The organism is Pseudomonas sp. S2_F03, assembly GCF_054668335.1.
The window spans coordinates 5,784,533-5,801,848 of record NZ_CP162759.1; the positions used below are offsets into that span (position 1 = coordinate 5,784,533).

The following is a 17,316-nucleotide window of genomic DNA, read 5'->3' on the forward strand; positions in this document are numbered from 1 at the left end:
AGGACTTTGCCGTTTGAAGTGTTGACCGTCACGGTCTGACCCAAGGCAAAACATGAAACAACTGTTCAACGCATTGTGTGCACTCGCCATTGCCATCGGGCTGGCGGGCTGCATCGCTGCCCCCATCGAGCTGACCCCGCAGACGGAACAACGTCTACAGGCGCAGGCACCGATTCGTTTTCTGCTGACCTACGATGACGGCCCCAGCGCGTCGAGTTTCTGGAACCCTACCGCGACGGTCCTCGACAGCCTGAAGGACAATCCTCTGCAGCCCGATATCAAAGCGGTGTTTTTCGTGCAGACCGGTGCGCCGAGGGCCGGCGACAGTGACATCGGGCGGGCGCTGATGCATCGCGAGCATGAAGAGGGGCACGTGCTGGGTTTTCACACCGCTACTCATTGGCACACCAATCACCGTTCGCTGACCCCGCAAGAACTGGAGCAGTCGCTGAGCAAAGGCAGTGCTGACATCGCCGCCATCACCGGCGCGCCACCGACGTTGGTGCGTCCGCCGTTCTGGAATTACGACAAACGCGTCTTCGCGGCCTATCAGCAGCACGGCATGCACGTGTTGCTGACCGATTTGAGCGCCAATGACGGCAAAATCTGGGGATTCAACGCCAGCCCCCGACGCCGCTCGCACATGCTGCGTTCGATGTCCGAAGTGCGCGAGCGCATCGTGTTGGGCCAGTTGCCGACCGTGGACGGGGTGATTCCGGTGGTGGTGACCTTCCACGACCTCAATCGCTACACCGCCCGGCACGCGCGCGAATACCTGCAAATCCTGATCGACAGCGCCAGGGCCACCGGCGTGCCACTGGCGCAGAAGCCGTTTTATGACGATCACGACACCTTGCTGCGCGCGGCCATGGCGCGCACCGTCAAAGACAGTTCGCAGCCAGTAGAACTGCCGGGTTTCTGGAACTGGTTCTGGGACAAAAACTCCCATTAAAACCTGGCCTGCGGTTGCAGCTCCTCGATCACCTTCAAACAGTGACTCAACCCCGGTGAAACATCGCCCACCCGCCGACTGAGGATTATCGGCGACGTGGCGTTGTCTTCCAGCAATGGGGTAAAGCCAATGTCGTCGCGGTGCAGCAACTGCACCGAGGCGGGCACCAGCGTGACGCCGATCCCGGCCCCCACCAGACCGATTGCCGTTTGCAGTTCGTTGGTCCATTGCGCCACGTGAATGCTCACGCCATAGGATTCGAACAGCGCAATCACATGGTCGGCATAGCTGGGGCGCGGGTTGCCGGGGTACAGCACAAAGGGCTCCTTCGCCAGTTCGCGAAGGCTGATCGGCCCGGCCAGCAGGGGATGGCCGGCGGGCAGGGCGGCGACCAGCCGGTCTTGGGTGAGCACGGTTTGAATGATCGCCGGGTCGTCGATGCGAATACGGCCGAAGCCGATATCGATACGCCCGGCCTTGAGCGCCTGCACCTGTTGCAACGTGGTCATTTCCGACAGCCCCAATTCAAGCTCCAGAGGCTCGCCGCTGCGTAAACGGCGGATCAGTTCCGGCAGCACTCCGTAAAGGGTCGAAGGCGCGAAGCCGATGCCCAGCCAGGTCTTTTCCCCCAGGCCGATCCGTCGCGTGTTGTCGCAGACCTTGTTCAGTTGCTCAAGCAGGGCGGTGGAGTGCTCATGGAAAAACCGCCCGGCCTCCGTCAACTTCAGTGGCCGGCCACGCTCCAGCAACAACACCCCGAGTTCGTCTTCCAGTTGCTGGATCTGCCGGCTCAGGGGCGGCTGGGCGATGTGCAGCAGTTCGGCGGCGCGGGTGAAATTGAGGGTTTGAGCCAATACCTGAAAATAGCGCAGGTGACGCAGTTCCATGGGGCCTCCAGACGTCAGTCGTTTGCATACCTTAAAGGTATCAAGTCAGACCAATTCTATATTGGCATCGGCAAAAAAGCCGTACGAGAATCGGTTCCAGAACTTTAAGAACCTGATGGGTATCGACATGCGTGCAACAGCCATTGAATCGATCGAGACGATCATCGTCGATCTGCCGACCATCCGCCCGCACAAGCTGGCGATGCACACGATGCAGAATCAGACCCTGGTGATCATTCGCGTGCGCTGCGCCGATGGCATCGAAGGGATCGGTGAGTCCACCACCATCGGTGGCCTGGCCTATGGCAACGAAAGCCCGGACAGCATCAAGACCAACATCGACAAACACTTCGCGCCCCTGCTGATCGGCCAGGACAGCGGCAATGTGAATGCCGCCATGTTGCGTCTGGAGCGCAGCATCCGCGGCAATACCTTTGCCAAATCCGGGATCGAAACCGCCTTGCTCGATGCACTGGGCAAACGCCTCGGCCTGCCGGTCAGCGAACTGCTGGGCGGGCGGGTGCGTGATGCCTTGCCGGTGGCCTGGACCCTGGCCAGCGGCGACACCGAAAAAGACATCGCCGAAGCGGAAAAAATGCTCGACTTGCGCCGCCATCGAATTTTCAAACTGAAAATCGGTGCCGGTGAAGTCAACCGCGACCTGGCGCACGTCATCGCGATCAAAAAAGCCCTGGGTGATCGCGCCAGCGTGCGGGTCGATGTCAATCAGGCCTGGGACGAAGCGGTCGCATTGCGCGCTTGCCGGATCCTCGGCACCAACGGCATCGACCTGATCGAACAGCCGATCTCGCGCAACAACCGTGCTGGCATGGCGCGCCTGAATGCGATGAGCCCGGCGCCGATCATGGCGGACGAATCCATTGAATGCGTGGAAGACGCTTTCAACCTGGCGCGCGAAGGCGCGGCCTCGGTGTTTGCCTTGAAGATTGCCAAGAACGGCGGCCCCCGTGCCGTGCTGCGTACCGCCGCGATCGCCGAAGCGGCGGGCATCGCTCTGTACGGCGGCACCATGCTGGAAGGCGGCATCGGCACGCTGGCCTCGGCCCATGCCTTTGTCACGCTGAATAAACTGGCCTGGGACACTGAACTGTTCGGCCCGTTGCTGCTGACCGAAGACATTCTCAGCGAGCCGTTGGTGTATCGCGATTTCGAACTGCATGTGCCGCAAACACCAGGTCTGGGCCTGAGCCTGGACGAAGAACGCCTGGCGTTTTTTCGTCGTGACAAAACATCCACTTCCGTTCATCAAGCCTGAGGAGAGATCATGCTATTCCACGTAAAAATGACCGTGAATCTACCGGTCGACATGAACCCCGAAGCGGCCGCCAAACTCAAGGCTGATGAAAAAGCCCTGGCCCAGCGCCTGCAAGAGCAGGGCAAGTGGCGTCACCTGTGGCGCATCGCCGGGCACTACGCCAACTACAGCGTTTTCGATGTCGACAGCGTCCAGGAATTGCACGACCTGCTGATGCAACTGCCGCTGTTTCCCTACATGGCGATCGAGATCGACGCAATGTGCCGGCACCCGTCTTCCATCCGCGAGGATGACCGCTGAACCCAGCCTGTTCAGTTCGCTACGCTAATAATTACAAGATGAGGAACCACCATGAACGTCAAGATTTCCCACACTGCCAACGCCCAGAAGTTTCTTGAAGACGCCAGCGGCCTGCTCAACGACGCCGGCAACCCGCGCGTCAAAGCCCTGATTTACCGCATCCTGCGTGACTCGGTGAACATCATCGAAGACCTGGCGGTGACTCCGGAAGAATTCTGGAAAGCCGTCAACTACCTCAACGTGCTGGGCGCGCGTCAGGAAGCAGGGCTGTTGGTGGCCGGGTTGGGCCTGGAGCATTACCTCGATCTGCTGATGGATGCCGAGGATGAGCAGGCCGGCAAGTTCGGCGGCACGCCACGGACCATCGAAGGTCCGCTGTACGTGGCCGGCGCGCCGTTGTCCGAAGGCGAAGCGCGACTCGATGACGGTCTCGATCCAGGTGTCACGCTGTTCATGCAAGGGCGCGTGTTCAATACCGCTGGCGAGCCATTGGCCGGTGCCGTGGTCGACGTCTGGCACGCCAATACCGGCGGCACTTACTCGTATTTCGATACCGCGCAATCGGAGTTCAACCTGCGCCGCCGGATCGTTACCGATGCCGAAGGTCGCTATCGTTTGCGCAGCATTGTGCCGTCGGGTTACGGCTGCCCGCCGGACGGTCCGACCCAGCAACTGCTCGATCAACTGGGCCGTCACGGCCAGCGTCCAGCACACGTGCACTTCTTCATCTCGGCACCGGATCACCGCCACCTGACCACCCAGATCAACCTCGATGGCGATCAATACCTGCACGACGATTTCGCCTACGCCACCCGTGACGAGCTGATCGCCCACATCACTTTCAGCGACGACCAGCAACGCGCCGCAGCGCATGGCGTCAGCGGCCGGTTTGCCGAAATCGAATTCGATTTCACGCTGCAGTCGACCGCCCAGCCCGAAGAGCAACAACGTCACGAACGGGTTCGCGCACTGGAAGATTGATAGCGCGGTACTCCTACCCTGTGGGAGCCGAGCTTGCTCGCGATAGCGGTTTAACATTCAACATCTATGTTGATTGGCACTCTGTCATCGCGAGCAAGCTCGGCTCCCACAGGGATTTTCAGTCAATGTTCTAGAATGGAACTGACACCGCCGATAACAACAACGAGAGTGACCCGATGATGCACGCGCAACTGTTGAGTCAGCGCAGCAGAGTATTCGACCATGCCGACCCTTATGCGGTCTCGGGTTACGTCAATCAGCATGTCGGCAACCATTGCATCCTGATGCCCAGGGTCGGCCGACCGCTGGCCAGCCTCGATCACCGCAAATTCGCCAGCCTGGACCTGTGCCGCATCAGTTACGGCGCCAGCGTGCGCGTGACGTCGGGCGCGCTCGACAGCATTTATCACCTGCAAGTGCTGCTGCGGGGCAACTGCCTTTCGCGCGGAAGGGGCGAGGACCATTACTTTGCACCGGGCGAGCTGTTGCTGATCAACCCCGATGAGCCGGTCGATCTGACCTACTCCGACGATTGCGAAAAATTCATCCTCAAAGTTCCCACCCGCTTGTTCGAGTCCGTGTGCGATGAACAGCGCTGGCGTTATCCGGGGCAGGGCGTGCGGTTTCTGGAGAACCGTTATCAGCTCGATGAACTGGAAGGTTTTGTCAGCCTGCTGGCGATGATTTGCCAGGAAGCCGAGGCCACCGAACAGATTCCCCGGGTGCAGGAGCATTACGCGCAGATCATCGTCAGCAAGATGCTCAGCCTGATGAAAACCAACGTGATCCGCACCAGCCCGAGTGCGCCGTCGGCCACGTTCGAGGCGATTGCCGATTACATCGCACGCCACCTCAAACAAGACATCGATAGTGAAGAGCTGGCACGCCAGGCGCGGATGAGCCTGCGGTCGTTGTATGGGTTGTTCGAACGCAACGCGGGCACTTCACCGCAAAACTACATCCGGCAGAAGAAACTCGAACGCATCCACCTGTGCCTGAGTGATCCGACGTGCAACGTGCGCAACGTCACGGAAGTGGCCATGGATTATGGCTTCCTGCACTTGGGACGGTTCTCCGACAGCTACCGCAAACAGTTCGGCGAGTTGCCGTCCGACACCCTCAAACGCCGCCATTGACAGACCGCCAAACCCTCGTAACAGCCGAGCTTGTAGCAGCTGTCGAGCTTGCGAGGCTGCGTTCGAGTGCGCAGCGCTCGCCGAGGAGCAATGCGGTCTGGCTGAAATATCGTGGGAAGCATTCTGCGAGTGCTGCGCACTCGAACGCAGCCTCGCAAGCTCGACAGCTGCTACACGCAGCCTCGCAAGCTCGACAGCTGCTACACGCAGCCTCGCAAGCTCGACAGCTGCTACACGCAGGCACGCAAGCTCGGCAGCTGCTACATGAATCTGTGCATTCAATGCTGCACTAAACGGATACACGTCTGCACCCAACGGATAGTCCGTCATTCCCCCCCGTCCTAGCATGGCCCTGCCTGAATAAAAACAATGGAGGCGGCGGCCATGTCCCTGCGACCCGAATACCTTCACTCCCTGCTTGAAGATGACAAGGAAAACGGCATCTATCGCTGCAAGCGCGAGATGTTCACCGACCCCCGGTTGTTCGATCTGGAGATGAAACACATCTTCGAAGGCAACTGGCTGTACCTGGCCCACGACAGTCAGATCCCCAACGTCAACGATTTTTACACCACCACCATGGGGCGCCAGTCGATCTTCATCGCGCGCAACAAGGACGGTGTGCTCAATGCCTTTATCAATGCCTGCAGCCATCGCGGTGCGACGCTGTGCCGGCACAAAACCGGCAACAAAAGCTCCTACACCTGCCCCTTCCACGGCTGGACCTTCAATAACTCCGGCAAGTTGCTCAAGGTCAAAGACCCGGCGGCGGCTGGCTACCCGGCGAGCTTCAATTGCGAAGGCTCCCACGACCTGACCAAAGTCGCGCGGTTCGAGTCCTATCGCGGTTTCCTGTTTGGCAGCCTCAACGCGGATGTCGTGCCGCTGGTCGAGCACTTGGGCGAGTCAGCAAAAATCATCGACATGATCGTCGACCAGTCCACCGATGGCCTGGAAGTGCTGCGCGGTTCTTCGAGCTACATCTACGAAGGCAACTGGAAACTCACCGCCGAAAACGGCGCCGACGGTTACCACGTCAGCTCCGTGCACTGGAACTACGCAGCCACCCAAAACCAGCGCAAGCAGCGCGAGGCCGGTGACAGCAATCCGACCATGAGTGCCGGCACCTGGGCCAAGCAGGGCGGTGGTTTCTATTCCTTCGACAAGGGCCATATGTTGCTCTGGACCCGTTGGTCCAACCCTGAAGACCGTCCGCTGTACGAGCGCCGTGATGAGTTGGCCCAGGACTTCGGCCAGGCCCGAGCCGACTGGATGATCGAGAACTCGCGCAACCTGTGCCTGTACCCCAACGTGTACCTGATGGACCAGTTCAGTTCGCAAATCCGCATCGCCCGGCCGATTTCGGTCAACCGCACGGAAATCACCATTTACTGCATCGCCCCCAAAGGTGAGAGCGACCACGCCCGGTCGAGCCGGATTCGCCAGTACGAAGATTTCTTCAATGTCAGCGGCATGGCCACCCCGGACGATCTGGAGGAGTTTCGCTCGTGCCAGACCAGCTACCAGGGCAGCGTCACCACCTGGAATGACATGTCCCGGGGCGCCGAACACTGGATCGAAGGCGCGGACGAGGCGGCCAAAGAGATCGACCTGCATCCGCTGCTCAGCGGCGTGCGCACCGAAGACGAAGGCCTGTTTGTGCTGCAACACAAGTATTGGCAGGACACGATGCTCAAGGCCCTGGCCACTGAACAGAGCGAATTGATTGCCGTGGAGGCCGTGCAATGACCATCTCCTACGACGCCGTGCGCGATTTTCTTTATCGCGAAGCACGCTACCTCGATGACAAGCAGTGGGACGACTGGCTGGAACTGTACGCTGCCGATGCCTCGTTCTGGATGCCGTCCTGGGACGACAACGACGAGCTGACCGAAGACCCCCAGCGGGAAATCTCGCTGATCTGGTACGGCAACCGCACCGGCCTGGAAGACCGCATCTTCCGCATCAAGACCGAGCGTTCCAGTGCGAGCATTCCGGACACCCGGACTTCGCACAACCTCAGCAACATCGAGCTGCTCGAACAAGCGGATGGCCTGTGCAAGGTGCGCTTCAACTGGCACACCCTGAGCTTTCGCTACAAGACCGTCGACAGCTATTTCGGCAGCAGTTTCTACACCCTTGATGTGCGCGGTCAGAACCCGCTGATCAAGGCCAAGAAAGTGATCTTGAAGAACGATTACGTTCGCCAGGTCATCGATGTCTACCACTTGTGAGGCGCCCGTCATGACTCATTCCATTGCGTTCAATTTTGAAGACGGCGTCACCCGGTTCATCGACGCCAATGTCGGCGAAACGGTCGCCGATGCCGCGTACCGCCAAGGCATCAATATTCCGCTGGATTGCCGCGATGGCGCCTGCGGCACCTGCAAGTGCTTTGCCGAAGCGGGTCGTTATGACTTGGGCGAGGACTACATCGAAGACGCCCTCAGCCCTGAAGAGGCGGAGCAAGGTTTTGTCCTGACCTGCCAGATGCGCGCCCAGAGCGATTGCGTGGTGCGGGTGCCGACGTCCTCGCAGGTTTGCCGCACCCGCCAGGCCAGCTACGACGCCACGATCAGCGCGGTGCGGCAGCTCTCCGACAGCACCATCGCGTTATCGATCAAGGGTGAAGCGTTGAGCAAACTGGCGTTCCTGCCGGGGCAATACGTCAACCTCGGGATTCCGGGCAGCGAGCAGACGCGGGCCTATTCGTTCAGTTCGTTGCAGCGCGACGGCGAGGTCAGTTTCCTGATTCGCAACGTGCCCGGTGGCCTGATGAGCAGTTTCCTCACCAACATGGCCAGGGCCGGCGACAGCATGAGCCTGGCCGGGCCGTTGGGCAGCTTCTACCTGCGCGACATCCGCCGCCCGTTGTTGCTGCTGGCCGGCGGTACAGGGCTGGCACCGTTCACGGCGATGCTGGAAAAAATCGCCGAGCAGGGCAGTGAACATCCGCTGCATTTGATCTACGGCGTGACCAACGATTTCGATCTGGTGGAGCTTGATCGCCTCGAAGCGTTTGCCGCACGCATCCCGAACTTCAGTTACAGCGCCTGCGTGGCCAATCCCGACAGTCAGCACCCACTCAAGGGCTACGTGACGCAGCACATCGAGCCCCGGCATTTGAACGAGGGCGACGTCGACGTCTACCTGTGCGGCCCGCCGCCGATGGTCGAGGCGGTCAGTCAATTCATTCGCGAACAAGGCATCCAGCCAGCGAATTTTTATTATGAGAAGTTTGCCGCCAGCGCGGCCTGAGGTCGTCATGAACAGATTTCACGAAAAAGTCGTGCTGATTACCGGTGCTGCGCAAGGCATCGGTCGGCGGGTGGCCGAACGCATGGCCGCCGAAGGGGCGCGGTTGATCCTGGTTGACCGCTCCGAGCATGTCTTCGAGGTACAGCAACAGTTGGGGCAGGGCAGTCAGGTGCTGGCCCTGACCGCTGACCTTGAGCGATACGGTGAATGCAGCCGTGTGATGCGCACCGCCGTCGAGCGTTTCGGGCGCCTGGACGTGCTGGTCAACAACGTCGGCGGGACGATCTGGGCCAAGCCGTTCGAGCACTACGAAGAGCAGCAGATCGAGGCAGAAGTCCGGCGTTCGCTGTTCCCGACGCTGTGGTGCTGTCATGCGGCGCTGCCGTTCATGCTGGAGCAGGGCAGTGGCGCCATCGTCAACGTTTCCTCGATTGCCACGCGCAGCATCAACCGCGTGCCGTATGGCGCGGCGAAAGGGGGTGAATGCACTGACCGCCTGCCTGGCGTTCGAAACCGCCGGTCGCGGGGTTCGGGTCAACGCGACCGCGCCCGGCGGTACCGAAGCGCCACCTCGGGTCATTGCCCGCAACAATGCCGAGCAAAGTGCGGAAGAAAAGGTCTGGTATCAGCAGATCGTCGAACAGACGCTCGACAGCAGTTTGATGAAGCGCTACGGCACGCTGGATGAACAGGCCGGGGCTATTCTGTTTCTGGCCAGCGACGAGGCGTCGTACATCACCGGCATGATCATGCCGGTCGGTGGCGGCGACCAGGGCTGACGCGGCTCACTAAAACCTACCCATGAACAGGAGTCATCGTCATGAGTGACAGACCCACCATTGTGCTAGTACACGGTTTTTGGGGTGGCGCAGCCCACTGGAACAAGGTCATCGCTGAACTGCTGAGAAAGGGTTACACGAACATCCGCGCGGTCGAGATGCCGCTGACTTCCCTGGCTGACGATGCAGAGCGCACCCGCAAAATGGTCGCCCAGGTGCCGGGGCCGGTGTTGCTGGTGGGGCATTCCTATGGCGGCGCCGTGATCACCGAGGCGGGCGATCAGCCGAACGTGGTGGGGCTGGTGTACATCGCAGCCTTCGCCCCGGACGCTGGTGAAAGTCCCGGCAGCATCACTCACCAGCATCCACCGGCTGCGGCGGCGAACCTGGCCCCTGACAGCGATGGGTATTTGTGGGTCAAGCCGGAGTTGTATCACGAGAGTTTTTGCCAGGACTTACCTGCGTCCGAAGGCCTGGTGATGGGTATCACCCAGAAAGCACCGCTGGCCAGCACCTTCGGCGACACCATCAGCACCGTGGCCTGGAAGAACAAACCGTCGTGGTATCAGGTCTCCAGCGATGACCGGATGATCGCGCCGCAAAATCAGCAATGGATGGCTGGACGGCTGAATGCCAGGGAGATCCTGACCTTGAACGCCGGTCATGCGTCGCTGGCCTCAATGCCGGTCGAGGTTGCCGCGTTCATCGACAAGGCCGCGACGGCCCTGGCCTGAATACGCTTACAGGCGACGCCGAAATGCTTTGATGATCTGGCGAGTGGCATCGCTGGTGCTCAGGTTGTCGACCGTCTCCAGTGGATGCCAGATGCAGTCGACGATTTCATTTTGTGGCCGGGCCTGCTCAAGGTTCGGTGCCGATGCTTCATAGACATGGTGGCGGGTGCTGCCGGACTCCAGTTCCATGAGGTACAACAGGTGGTCGGCGCCAAGGCCGGTTTCTTCCTCAAGTTCACGCAGGGCGGCGCCGCCTGTCGTTTCGCCGGGCTCGACTTTCCCGCCGGGCAAGCTCCAGCGACACCTGGGTTTGCGCACCAGCAGAACATGCCGATCCTGCTCGCAAATAACCGTTGCACGTACTTTCATTCGTTACCTGATAGTCGCTGTCACAAAAAAGACATCAAAATGCAACATTCGGGCCGAGCCCCCTGTTTCAAGGGTTAGAGCGATGGCCTTCGCGTAAAGTGCCATCGGGTGCTGGAAAACTGGCGCGACGTCTGGTTGGCACCTGGACAAAGGTCAGGTGTAAGGTAATCAGGTCAATCGTCAATTCTCACTGCCGAACAGGAGGTGACCATGAGCGTTCCGATGCTGAATAAAATGCGCATGAACGGTTATGAAGTACTCAGTGTGAACAACGGCCCCTGGCGGGTGTGCACCCAAGGTGATCGGCTGGGAGCTTTTAGCAGCCGGGAAGAAGCACTGGCGTATGCCGCGTCGCTTCCCGCCTATAGGGCAAGAGCGACACGAGCGCCAAGTCAGAAATCCGAATGACAGCCCATTTGAAGCCCCGGAATCCCGGGGCTTTTTTTGTCACGGAACCGAGGATGGAGGATTTGAAACGCGACATTTGAGTGATAGGGTGGCCGCTTTCACTCCAAGGAAGAACCCATGTTGAAAGGGCGCTGGATGTCCCTGCTCGTGTTGTCTGCACTCGGTTTGGCTTGCACGAACGCGGCTCAAGCGCAGACTCTCGGCGAAATACAAACGACTCCGCACGTGTGCGATGTCTTCCGTGTATTGGCCGGATCGATCATGCAGTCTCGTCAGAATGATGAGTCAAAGGCCAGTTTGCTGGCAGTAAAATCGGGCAACCCGGACCATGACAAATTGGGCGCCATGTTAATCAACGACGCATACAGCCTGCCCGTTCGCGGTTCTCAAGAGCAAAAGAACGAGGCAATCAATGCCTTCGCCGATAAATGGCGCGATACCTGTAACAAGCCGGTTTCCGGCTAGCAGGTTTGGCCGTCCACGTTCGATCAGTAGCCGCCGCCACCCGAGCGGGTAGGTTCCCTCGCCCTCTCTTGGGCGTGACTCCACTCCGCACAGGTCATAAAGCTTTTGTGGTCGACCTGGCCGTTGCCATCGAAACTGATGCTGTACGGTTGATGCTGGCCAGCCTGCGTTAACCGGTAATCAAAACAGGTGCCAGGTACCACCGTGCGGTCGGTAATCGAGGCAGGCTGACCGCCAATTTGCTGCACTTGATCCTTGTTCATTCCCGTCTCGACCTTGGCGACCAGCGGTTGGGCACCGTAGATGTGTTCCTCGGTGCTGCAGCCACCCACCGCCAGTACAACCACCAGCGTGAACAAAGGCTTGTTCATTGCAACGCTCCTGTCAGTGGGCTTTCGTTCGGCTGATCACCTTCGCTTTGACTTCTTCGGCATAGCCCGCCAGTCGTTCTTCATCACCCTGAAACAACGCACACAACCTGAGAATCGCTTGCGCATCTACGTCATTACCGGCCAGGCGCAGCTGTTTTTCAATTCGCAGCAGTTCTACCGCCGACCACCTCAAATCCGACGCAATGCCTTGCAGGGCACGGCGAAGTTCGTTTTCGTCTTTGTTAAGCCACATGACGATCTCCTGCATGTCTCGCCAAGAAAGATTAGTCCGATTTGGCCCGATGCGGCGTTTGTTCGTCCGTGAGGCAGGAGGTGGGTCCATTGGTCGGGAAAATGAGGGCAAGAGGCCCAGGTGGATGTCGTACGAAGGTCAGTGCCATTTCACCAGGGCGAGGCCACCCCCAATGAGCAATACCGACGATTTCAGATTTCACGCCCAGGAGTTGATTGTTGATCTGGATGCCGCCACCACTGAGATGATGAAGCTGATTTCGGCTCACCAGTTCAGCGGCCCGGAGTGGGATCGGGTCACGCAATGGCAGCATGAGGCGTATGAACGGTGGATGGCCTATCTGAACGAAAGAACCTATCCAGTCCCCCAATGAAAACAATGCCGCGCATTAAGTTGTGTGCAATAGATGGATGTCCGGACGGCGAAGCGTTACATTTCGCGTTTTTACGGGATAAGGATGCGTCATGCGGATGTTGATTGGGGGAGTAACGCTGGCAATGCTGGCGGGTTGTTCATTGCCGGCGTCGGTGGTGCCGGGTGAACCGAACGTCAGCAAATACAGTAAGAAGCCGCCAAAAGAGCTGGCCGCGTGCATCTTGCCGGTGTGGCAGAAAGAAGTTTCGAATACGACTCAGGTCGGCATTTCCAACGGCTACCGAATCAAGGCGCCGAGCATCATCACGGCGGATGAAGTGCTGGACATCGTCAAGTACAAGGACGGCAGCCGGGTTTCGCTGTATCAGGGGCCACCTTGGGCCAAGTCCGACGCGATGCGCAAGGCAGTGAAGAACTGTTTGTAAGTTGAAAGGGCGCGTTCCGGTCTCGTCAACCGGGTAATTTTACCCAGCTGACGTCGGTCAAACCTTTTGCTTGCGCATGGCTTCGAAGCGCCGCGTCGTTTTGTTGATCGTGATTTTGCCCATACGAAAGCCCAATCCCTGAATGCAGGCAGGCGTAATACCAAGCGTCTGCGGGGTGCATGTGCGTGTCCGACTGCACAAAAGTATGCCGCTCATCATTGAGGCAGTACGTGATTTGAAAGTAGCGAGTGCGAGTCATCCAATCCTCCAGGTGCTGCCACTACGACATTAATGGCGTAGTGCCAGTTCCCTTCGGATTCGGACTTCTGATTGCGCGAACAAAAACGGACAGGGACTCAGCGAGACGCACGCGGGTCACTGAGGTTTGTCCTGTTGAGTGCGCCCGGTTTTACGTCGATCCGTGCCTGTCGGATGACCGAGGTCTATCAGTCGTCTTTCAACCAGAATGTTTTCGAGTGCCTGGCGCGAGGCGGGATCCATTTGGTGTTCTCGCGCCTTGAGCTCCAGCAGGATCGGGCTCGACCAGGCGCGATAGGTTTTTTCGGCGTTGCGAACGGACGTCATCAATCTCTCCTTGATCAGTCAACCCAATCCATAAGCAGGGGCATTTGATTGCGTAGAGACCTTAGTTGAGGATTCGGTTTTTTGCCACTGCAGTCGCACTGTAATGGTGCGCTCCCTTCCTATTGTTTACCGGCGCTCAGCCATACCGACACACACAATCCGTTTTTGTTTATCTCATCCGTATACCCCATTTGAACCCGCGCGCCCGTGCGGTCTGCTATTGCCTTGACGATCGACAACCCCAACCCGGAACCCGCTTCATCGGTCCCCAGGCTGCGATAAAACGGATCGAATACCCGCGTTTGTTCCAGCAGGGAAATTCCCGGCCCCGAGTCCTTGACCTGCAACATCACCAGCCCTTGCACACGCTCAACCGACAGGTCGATACGCCCGCCGTCGGGGGTATAACGGATGGCGTTGTCCACCAGATTCTTCACCAGGATCACCAGATCCGTTTCGTTGATAATCACCTGTACGTCTTCAATGCTCTCCACACCGATGTCGAGGTGCTTTCGCTCTGCCAGTGGCAATAAATCTTCCAGTACCCGCCGATAGATTTCATGCACGCAAACGGCGGACTGCGCTCGATGGGAGTCTGATTGTGCAGTGGCCAGCGTCAGCAGTTGATCGATCAGTTTTCGGCTGCGATCGATGCCCAGTGACAAGGGCAACAAACGCTCGCGGGCGGGTGCCGGCATGTCGGTGGCGGCCAGTCGCTCGGCTTGCAAGGACAGGGCGGTCATGGGGGAGCGCAGTTCATGGGCGGCGTCGGCGACAAAGCGGCGCTGGGCGTCCATCGACTGCGCGACGCGCTCGAGCAAGCGATTGATGGCCACCACGAAAGGACGGACTTCCGTTGGCAAATGGTGTTCGTCGATAGGGTGCAGGGCCTGCTCGTCGCGCTGGTCGATTTCGGTCGAGAGCGTGGCAATCGGGCGGAACAGCTTGCGCACCAGATCGCCGACCACCAGCAACAGCACCGGAAACAGGATCAAAAACGGCAGCAGACTGCGCCAGGCGCTTTCGCGAGCCTCCTTGTCGCGGATACCGGTTTCCTGAGCGACGACAATACGTTCGCCCTGGGTGGTGGTCTTGACCAGGACACGAAAATCCTCGCCTGCGACATTCAACGTCGACAGGCCATCGGCCAATGTCGTGGGGAAGGGCAGCGGCAGCGTGGCGTCATCGTTGCCGAGGGCTTTGCTGCCGTCGGCCAGGTATTGCACGATTACCCTGGATTCTTCGTTGTCATCGTCGACCTTATTGCCCACGGGATAGCGCGGGGTCATGTGTTGGCGATCAACCAGCACGGCCACCTGACGCAAGGTGTCGTCCTGCATTTCGTGGGCCTCGTCGAACGCCGAGACGAACGCAAAAAACCCGGCCACGACAGCAACGATCAGGATGGCCAGCGACAGCGTGACGGACAGCCGCAGTTGTACCGAGTCACTCAAGCGCTTTTTGAAACCATCCATCCCATTCCCCTGACGTTCTTGATGACATGGTTGCCAAGCTTGCGCCGCAACGCGTGAATCAGAAATTCCACCGCGTTGCTTTCCACTTCGTTGCCCCAGCCATAGAGGCGGTCTTCGAGCTCGCTACGCGAGAGAATCGCGCCGGGCCGAATCAACAGGGCTTGCAACAGGGCGAACTCACGACTGGACAGCTGGACATCGCGGTCCTGTTCGGTGCTGGCTTGCTTGGATATCAGGTCCAGTGCCACCACGCCGTTGTCGAGCACGGACAGGGCGTTGCCACCGTTGCGCCGCAATACCGCGCGCATCCGGGCGAGCAACTCTGACAATTCGAAGGGTTTGACCAGATAATCGTCGGCACCGCCGTCGAGGCCGCGCAGGCGATCTTCGAGGTTGTCGCGCGCGGTGATGATCAGCAACGGCACCGGGTTTTTGCGGCCACGGATGCTGTCGAGTACATCCAGCCCGTCCTTGCCCGGCAAACCGAGGTCCAGCAGCACCAGGTCATAGTGTTGAGCCTCCAGCGCCGTGAGCGCGGTGAGATCGTTTTTCACCCAGTCGACGGCATAGCTCGCATCATTCAGGGCGCCCTGAATGGCATCGCCAATCATCGGGTCGTCTTCGACCAGCAATATCCGCATGTCCTGCTCCGTAAAAAAGGCGCGGCGGTCATGACCGTCGCGCCTGTATTGAAGCACCTGCACCAGGGTTTGTCCGCCGCCGGATGACGGCGGCTAGCGGGCCCGGTCAGGCGTTGCCTTTCATCGAGTCGAAGGCCTTCATTAAGTCATCCATTGTGGCTTTGCATTCAGCCTGTTTCGGGCTGCTGGCGCGCAAGGCGTCGAGTGCATGGTCAATGGCTTTATCCACGACATGCCAATCGCTGGCGGCCCGAGGCTTGATGCCGGCCTCGGCGGAGTCCCAGGACGTTTCCAGGTCCTTGATCCGGGCTTTGGCCCCAGGCAGGTCATTTTTGTCGACAAGGGCGGTCACATCGGCGGCGATGTTACGAAACTCTGACAGGTCACCCAGTTTGGTGCCTGACTGGCTTGTGCTGCTCATCGAACTGGAAGCGACGCCTGTATTGGGTTTGTCAGCCGGTTTGGAGCAACCGCTGGCCAGGCTCAGCAGGCAGATGGACGAGACGATCGCGGCGTGACGAATAAGGGTTTGAAAGTGGCGCATGAAGATTCCTTGATTGGCGTTTAAACGTTACTGAGTCACTGATTTACGCGTGCCGACGCTGATCTGGGCGGCAACCACCAGCAGGAGGATGACGCTCAGGAAGATCGCACTGGTCCAGGTAGCCCCCATGCCGAGGCCGCCATAGGTTTTGGATTGCGTCAGCAAGTCGCCCAGGGAGGCGCCGAAAGGTCGGGTCAGGATGTAGGCAATCCAGAAGGTCAGCACCACATTGCCGCCCATGCGCCAGGCTGCCAGTGTGGCAGCGATCAGCGCACCGAAGATGACGATGCCGAGGGTGAAACCCAGGCCCAGGGCTTCAGTGGCCAGGTCGCCGGCCGCCGTCCCCAGGGCAAACGTGCAGAGCACCGTCGCCCAATAAAACAACTCCCGCCGTGGCGTGACAATTTCACGAATCGACAGGCTGCGCTCGATCCGGTACCAGACCAGAAAATTGACCGCCAGCAATACGGAAAACACCGCTGTGCTGGTGTAGAGGCTGACGTCCAGGATGTCGGTCAGAATGTCGGTAATCTGCGTACCGACGATGCTCACCAGCACCACGGTGAGCCAGTAGATCCATGGCGTATAGGCTTTGGTGCGCATTTGCCAGAACAGCGCAATCGCCAGCAATGTCGCCATGCCGATGCTGGTCCAACCGGCGCCGAAACCGGCGTCCACGGCAAGAAAGTCCGCGCCGGTTTCACCCACGGTCGTGGACAAAATCTTGATCACCCAAAACGACAGCGTCACCTCGGGCACTTTATTGAGCCAACCGGCTGTGGCGGAATTCATGTGGATAGCCTCTCCTGAGCAGCGCTGAAAGTGCGCAGCGGAGAAGGTACGCAACGAAACTTAGCGCAGACTGAGGAGGGCGCCGAACTGACGGGCATTGCGTCGTGGTGGGTCTGATTTGGATCCAGAACGCGTCAGGACGGCGATGTAAGCCCCACGACATACGGCATGGAACCGCGAGCATTCAACTGAGTCAAAAAATGCAGCTTCTGAGCGGTTATAGGAGGGAGGTGCAATGGGAAGGCCAGCAATCATCAAGTTTTTTGCGGCTTACTTGTCCGTCTCTGCACTGATTGCATGGGGGGTAGCC

At 59.2% G+C, this 17,316-nt stretch carries 23 protein-coding genes and 1 pseudogene; 14 read left to right on the top strand and 10 right to left on the bottom strand.

What is annotated here, in order from left to right; all coding sequences use genetic code 11:
* The first annotated feature begins 52 nt into the window (after positions 1–52).
* Complete coding sequence (locus AB4N76_RS27235; protein WP_046027551.1) at positions 53–952, top strand: polysaccharide deacetylase family protein; 900 nt, start codon at positions 53–55, stop codon at positions 950–952.
* Here AB4N76_RS27235 and AB4N76_RS27240 read toward each other — a convergent pair.
* On the bottom strand, positions 949–1,839 hold the full coding sequence (locus AB4N76_RS27240) for a LysR family transcriptional regulator (protein ID WP_046027550.1): 891 nt from the start codon (positions 1,837–1,839) through the stop codon (positions 949–951). The genes AB4N76_RS27235 and AB4N76_RS27240 overlap by 4 nt on opposite strands.
* Positions 1,840–1,966: 127 nt before the next feature.
* On the opposite strand from AB4N76_RS27240, the gene AB4N76_RS27245 reads away from it, so the two are divergent.
* From AB4N76_RS27245 to AB4N76_RS27285, 9 genes and pseudogenes are all read left to right on the top strand, one after another.
* Positions 1,967–3,115, top strand: a complete 1,149-nt coding sequence (locus AB4N76_RS27245) for a muconate cycloisomerase family protein (protein ID WP_175648944.1) — start codon at positions 1,967–1,969, stop codon at positions 3,113–3,115.
* 9 nt (positions 3,116–3,124) lie between these two features.
* Positions 3,125–3,415, top strand: coding sequence for a muconolactone Delta-isomerase (gene catC, locus AB4N76_RS27250; protein WP_077430274.1), 291 nt, complete (start codon positions 3,125–3,127; stop codon positions 3,413–3,415).
* A 51-nt stretch (positions 3,416–3,466) separates the two neighbouring features.
* The gene (gene catA / locus AB4N76_RS27255) at positions 3,467–4,396 is read left to right on the top strand and encodes a catechol 1,2-dioxygenase (protein ID WP_460163800.1); all 930 of its coding nucleotides are present in this window, start codon (positions 3,467–3,469) and stop codon (positions 4,394–4,396) included.
* Positions 4,397–4,572: 176 nt separating this feature from the next.
* Complete coding sequence (locus AB4N76_RS27260; RefSeq protein WP_460163801.1) at positions 4,573–5,532, top strand: AraC family transcriptional regulator; 960 nt, start codon at positions 4,573–4,575, stop codon at positions 5,530–5,532.
* Between the two features lie 384 nt (positions 5,533–5,916).
* Positions 5,917–7,281, top strand: coding sequence for a benzoate 1,2-dioxygenase large subunit (benA, locus tag AB4N76_RS27265; protein ID WP_460163802.1), 1,365 nt, complete (start codon positions 5,917–5,919; stop codon positions 7,279–7,281).
* Positions 7,278–7,766, top strand: coding sequence for a benzoate 1,2-dioxygenase small subunit (gene benB, locus AB4N76_RS27270; protein ID WP_046027537.1), 489 nt, complete (start codon positions 7,278–7,280; stop codon positions 7,764–7,766). The genes benA and benB overlap by 4 nt, the downstream gene beginning before the upstream one ends.
* Positions 7,767–7,776: 10 nt before the next feature.
* The gene (gene benC / locus AB4N76_RS27275) at positions 7,777–8,790 is read left to right on the top strand and encodes a benzoate 1,2-dioxygenase electron transfer component BenC (protein ID WP_046027535.1); all 1,014 of its coding nucleotides are present in this window, start codon (positions 7,777–7,779) and stop codon (positions 8,788–8,790) included.
* 7 nt (positions 8,791–8,797) lie between these two features.
* Positions 8,798–9,569, top strand: a pseudogene (locus AB4N76_RS27280) (1,6-dihydroxycyclohexa-2,4-diene-1-carboxylate dehydrogenase).
* A gap of 41 nt (positions 9,570–9,610) precedes the next feature.
* A complete protein-coding gene (locus AB4N76_RS27285; protein ID WP_046027532.1) occupies positions 9,611–10,303 on the top strand; it encodes an alpha/beta hydrolase in 693 nt (230 codons plus the stop codon).
* Between the two features lie 6 nt (positions 10,304–10,309).
* Here AB4N76_RS27285 and AB4N76_RS27290 read toward each other — a convergent pair whose 3' ends face one another.
* Positions 10,310–10,672, bottom strand: coding sequence for an NUDIX hydrolase (locus tag AB4N76_RS27290; protein WP_046027530.1), 363 nt, complete (start codon positions 10,670–10,672; stop codon positions 10,310–10,312).
* 210 nt (positions 10,673–10,882) lie between these two features.
* Between AB4N76_RS27290 and AB4N76_RS27295 the strand changes: the two genes are divergently transcribed.
* Together AB4N76_RS27295 and AB4N76_RS27300 are read left to right on the top strand one after the other, a co-directional pair.
* Entirely contained in the window at positions 10,883–11,080 is a 198-nt protein-coding gene (locus AB4N76_RS27295) for an SPOR domain-containing protein (RefSeq protein ID WP_077430272.1), read from the top strand.
* A 117-nt stretch (positions 11,081–11,197) separates the two neighbouring features.
* Entirely contained in the window at positions 11,198–11,545 is a 348-nt protein-coding gene (locus tag AB4N76_RS27300; RefSeq protein WP_046027528.1) for a hypothetical protein, read from the top strand.
* A 23-nt stretch (positions 11,546–11,568) separates the two neighbouring features.
* On the opposite strand, the gene osmE is transcribed toward AB4N76_RS27300, so the two are convergent.
* Together osmE and AB4N76_RS27310 are read right to left on the bottom strand one after the other, a co-directional pair.
* Positions 11,569–11,916 carry an osmotically-inducible lipoprotein OsmE gene (osmE, locus tag AB4N76_RS27305; protein ID WP_046027527.1) on the bottom strand — a complete coding sequence of 116 codons (348 nt, stop codon included), beginning with the start codon at positions 11,914–11,916 and terminating at the stop codon, positions 11,569–11,571.
* A gap of 13 nt (positions 11,917–11,929) precedes the next feature.
* On the bottom strand, positions 11,930–12,169 hold the full coding sequence (locus AB4N76_RS27310; RefSeq protein WP_046027524.1) for a hypothetical protein: 240 nt from the start codon (positions 12,167–12,169) through the stop codon (positions 11,930–11,932).
* A gap of 172 nt (positions 12,170–12,341) precedes the next feature.
* Between AB4N76_RS27310 and AB4N76_RS27315 the strand changes: the two genes are divergently transcribed.
* Positions 12,342–12,542: a hypothetical protein gene (locus AB4N76_RS27315; RefSeq protein ID WP_046027873.1), complete on the top strand. Its 201-nt coding sequence runs from the start codon at positions 12,342–12,344 to the stop codon at positions 12,540–12,542.
* 91 nt (positions 12,543–12,633) lie between these two features.
* Entirely contained in the window at positions 12,634–12,969 is a 336-nt protein-coding gene (locus AB4N76_RS27320; RefSeq protein ID WP_046027522.1) for a hypothetical protein, read from the top strand.
* 25 nt (positions 12,970–12,994) lie between these two features.
* Here AB4N76_RS27320 and AB4N76_RS27325 read toward each other — a convergent pair whose 3' ends face one another.
* The 6 genes from AB4N76_RS27325 to AB4N76_RS27350 form a co-directional block, all read right to left on the bottom strand.
* A complete protein-coding gene (locus AB4N76_RS27325; RefSeq protein ID WP_046027521.1) occupies positions 12,995–13,228 on the bottom strand; it encodes a DUF6555 family protein in 234 nt (77 codons plus the stop codon).
* 116 nt (positions 13,229–13,344) lie between these two features.
* Positions 13,345–13,554, bottom strand: coding sequence for a hypothetical protein (locus AB4N76_RS27330; protein WP_046027520.1), 210 nt, complete (start codon positions 13,552–13,554; stop codon positions 13,345–13,347).
* Positions 13,555–13,673: 119 nt separating this feature from the next.
* Entirely contained in the window at positions 13,674–15,029 is a 1,356-nt protein-coding gene (locus AB4N76_RS27335; RefSeq protein WP_460163803.1) for an ATP-binding protein, read from the bottom strand.
* Positions 15,005–15,670 carry a response regulator gene (locus tag AB4N76_RS27340; RefSeq protein ID WP_460163804.1) on the bottom strand — a complete coding sequence of 222 codons (666 nt, stop codon included), beginning with the start codon at positions 15,668–15,670 and terminating at the stop codon, positions 15,005–15,007. The genes AB4N76_RS27335 and AB4N76_RS27340 overlap by 25 nt, the downstream gene beginning before the upstream one ends.
* A gap of 106 nt (positions 15,671–15,776) precedes the next feature.
* The gene (locus AB4N76_RS27345; protein ID WP_077430268.1) at positions 15,777–16,214 is read right to left on the bottom strand and encodes a hypothetical protein; all 438 of its coding nucleotides are present in this window, start codon (positions 16,212–16,214) and stop codon (positions 15,777–15,779) included.
* 27 nt (positions 16,215–16,241) lie between these two features.
* Positions 16,242–17,006, bottom strand: a complete 765-nt coding sequence (locus AB4N76_RS27350) for a COG4705 family protein (protein ID WP_046027516.1) — start codon at positions 17,004–17,006, stop codon at positions 16,242–16,244.
* Positions 17,007–17,316: the final 310 nt, after the last annotated feature.

What these genes read in the sequence shown, in the direction of transcription:
- benC (WP_046027535.1), top strand. Translation starts at nt 7,777, where the DNA reads ATGACTCATTCCATTGCGTTCAATTTTGAAGACGGCGTCACCCGGTTC.
- AB4N76_RS27285 (WP_046027532.1), top strand. Translation starts at nt 9,611, where the DNA reads ATGAGTGACAGACCCACCATTGTGCTAGTACACGGTTTTTGGGGTGGC.
- AB4N76_RS27330 (WP_046027520.1), bottom strand. Translation starts at nt 13,554, where the DNA reads ATGACGTCCGTTCGCAACGCCGAAAAAACCTATCGCGCCTGGTCGAGC.
- benA (WP_460163802.1), top strand. Translation starts at nt 5,917, where the DNA reads ATGTCCCTGCGACCCGAATACCTTCACTCCCTGCTTGAAGATGACAAG.
- AB4N76_RS27235 (WP_046027551.1), top strand. Translation starts at nt 53, where the DNA reads ATGAAACAACTGTTCAACGCATTGTGTGCACTCGCCATTGCCATCGGG.
- catA (WP_460163800.1), top strand. Translation starts at nt 3,467, where the DNA reads ATGAACGTCAAGATTTCCCACACTGCCAACGCCCAGAAGTTTCTTGAA.
- AB4N76_RS27290 (WP_046027530.1), bottom strand. Translation starts at nt 10,672, where the DNA reads ATGAAAGTACGTGCAACGGTTATTTGCGAGCAGGATCGGCATGTTCTG.
- AB4N76_RS27325 (WP_046027521.1), bottom strand. Translation starts at nt 13,228, where the DNA reads ATGACTCGCACTCGCTACTTTCAAATCACGTACTGCCTCAATGATGAG.
- AB4N76_RS27300 (WP_046027528.1), top strand. Translation starts at nt 11,198, where the DNA reads ATGTTGAAAGGGCGCTGGATGTCCCTGCTCGTGTTGTCTGCACTCGGT.
- AB4N76_RS27335 (WP_460163803.1), bottom strand. Translation starts at nt 15,029, where the DNA reads ATGGATGGTTTCAAAAAGCGCTTGAGTGACTCGGTACAACTGCGGCTG.
- AB4N76_RS27310 (WP_046027524.1), bottom strand. Translation starts at nt 12,169, where the DNA reads ATGTGGCTTAACAAAGACGAAAACGAACTTCGCCGTGCCCTGCAAGGC.
- catC (WP_077430274.1), top strand. Translation starts at nt 3,125, where the DNA reads ATGCTATTCCACGTAAAAATGACCGTGAATCTACCGGTCGACATGAAC.
- AB4N76_RS27245 (WP_175648944.1), top strand. Translation starts at nt 1,967, where the DNA reads ATGCGTGCAACAGCCATTGAATCGATCGAGACGATCATCGTCGATCTG.
- AB4N76_RS27295 (WP_077430272.1), top strand. Translation starts at nt 10,883, where the DNA reads ATGAGCGTTCCGATGCTGAATAAAATGCGCATGAACGGTTATGAAGTA.
- osmE (WP_046027527.1), bottom strand. Translation starts at nt 11,916, where the DNA reads ATGAACAAGCCTTTGTTCACGCTGGTGGTTGTACTGGCGGTGGGTGGC.
- AB4N76_RS27340 (WP_460163804.1), bottom strand. Translation starts at nt 15,670, where the DNA reads ATGCGGATATTGCTGGTCGAAGACGACCCGATGATTGGCGATGCCATT.
- AB4N76_RS27345 (WP_077430268.1), bottom strand. Translation starts at nt 16,214, where the DNA reads ATGCGCCACTTTCAAACCCTTATTCGTCACGCCGCGATCGTCTCGTCC.
- AB4N76_RS27240 (WP_046027550.1), bottom strand. Translation starts at nt 1,839, where the DNA reads ATGGAACTGCGTCACCTGCGCTATTTTCAGGTATTGGCTCAAACCCTC.
- AB4N76_RS27320 (WP_046027522.1), top strand. Translation starts at nt 12,634, where the DNA reads ATGCGGATGTTGATTGGGGGAGTAACGCTGGCAATGCTGGCGGGTTGT.
- AB4N76_RS27260 (WP_460163801.1), top strand. Translation starts at nt 4,573, where the DNA reads ATGATGCACGCGCAACTGTTGAGTCAGCGCAGCAGAGTATTCGACCAT.
- AB4N76_RS27315 (WP_046027873.1), top strand. Translation starts at nt 12,342, where the DNA reads ATGAGCAATACCGACGATTTCAGATTTCACGCCCAGGAGTTGATTGTT.
- AB4N76_RS27350 (WP_046027516.1), bottom strand. Translation starts at nt 17,006, where the DNA reads ATGAATTCCGCCACAGCCGGTTGGCTCAATAAAGTGCCCGAGGTGACG.
- benB (WP_046027537.1), top strand. Translation starts at nt 7,278, where the DNA reads ATGACCATCTCCTACGACGCCGTGCGCGATTTTCTTTATCGCGAAGCA.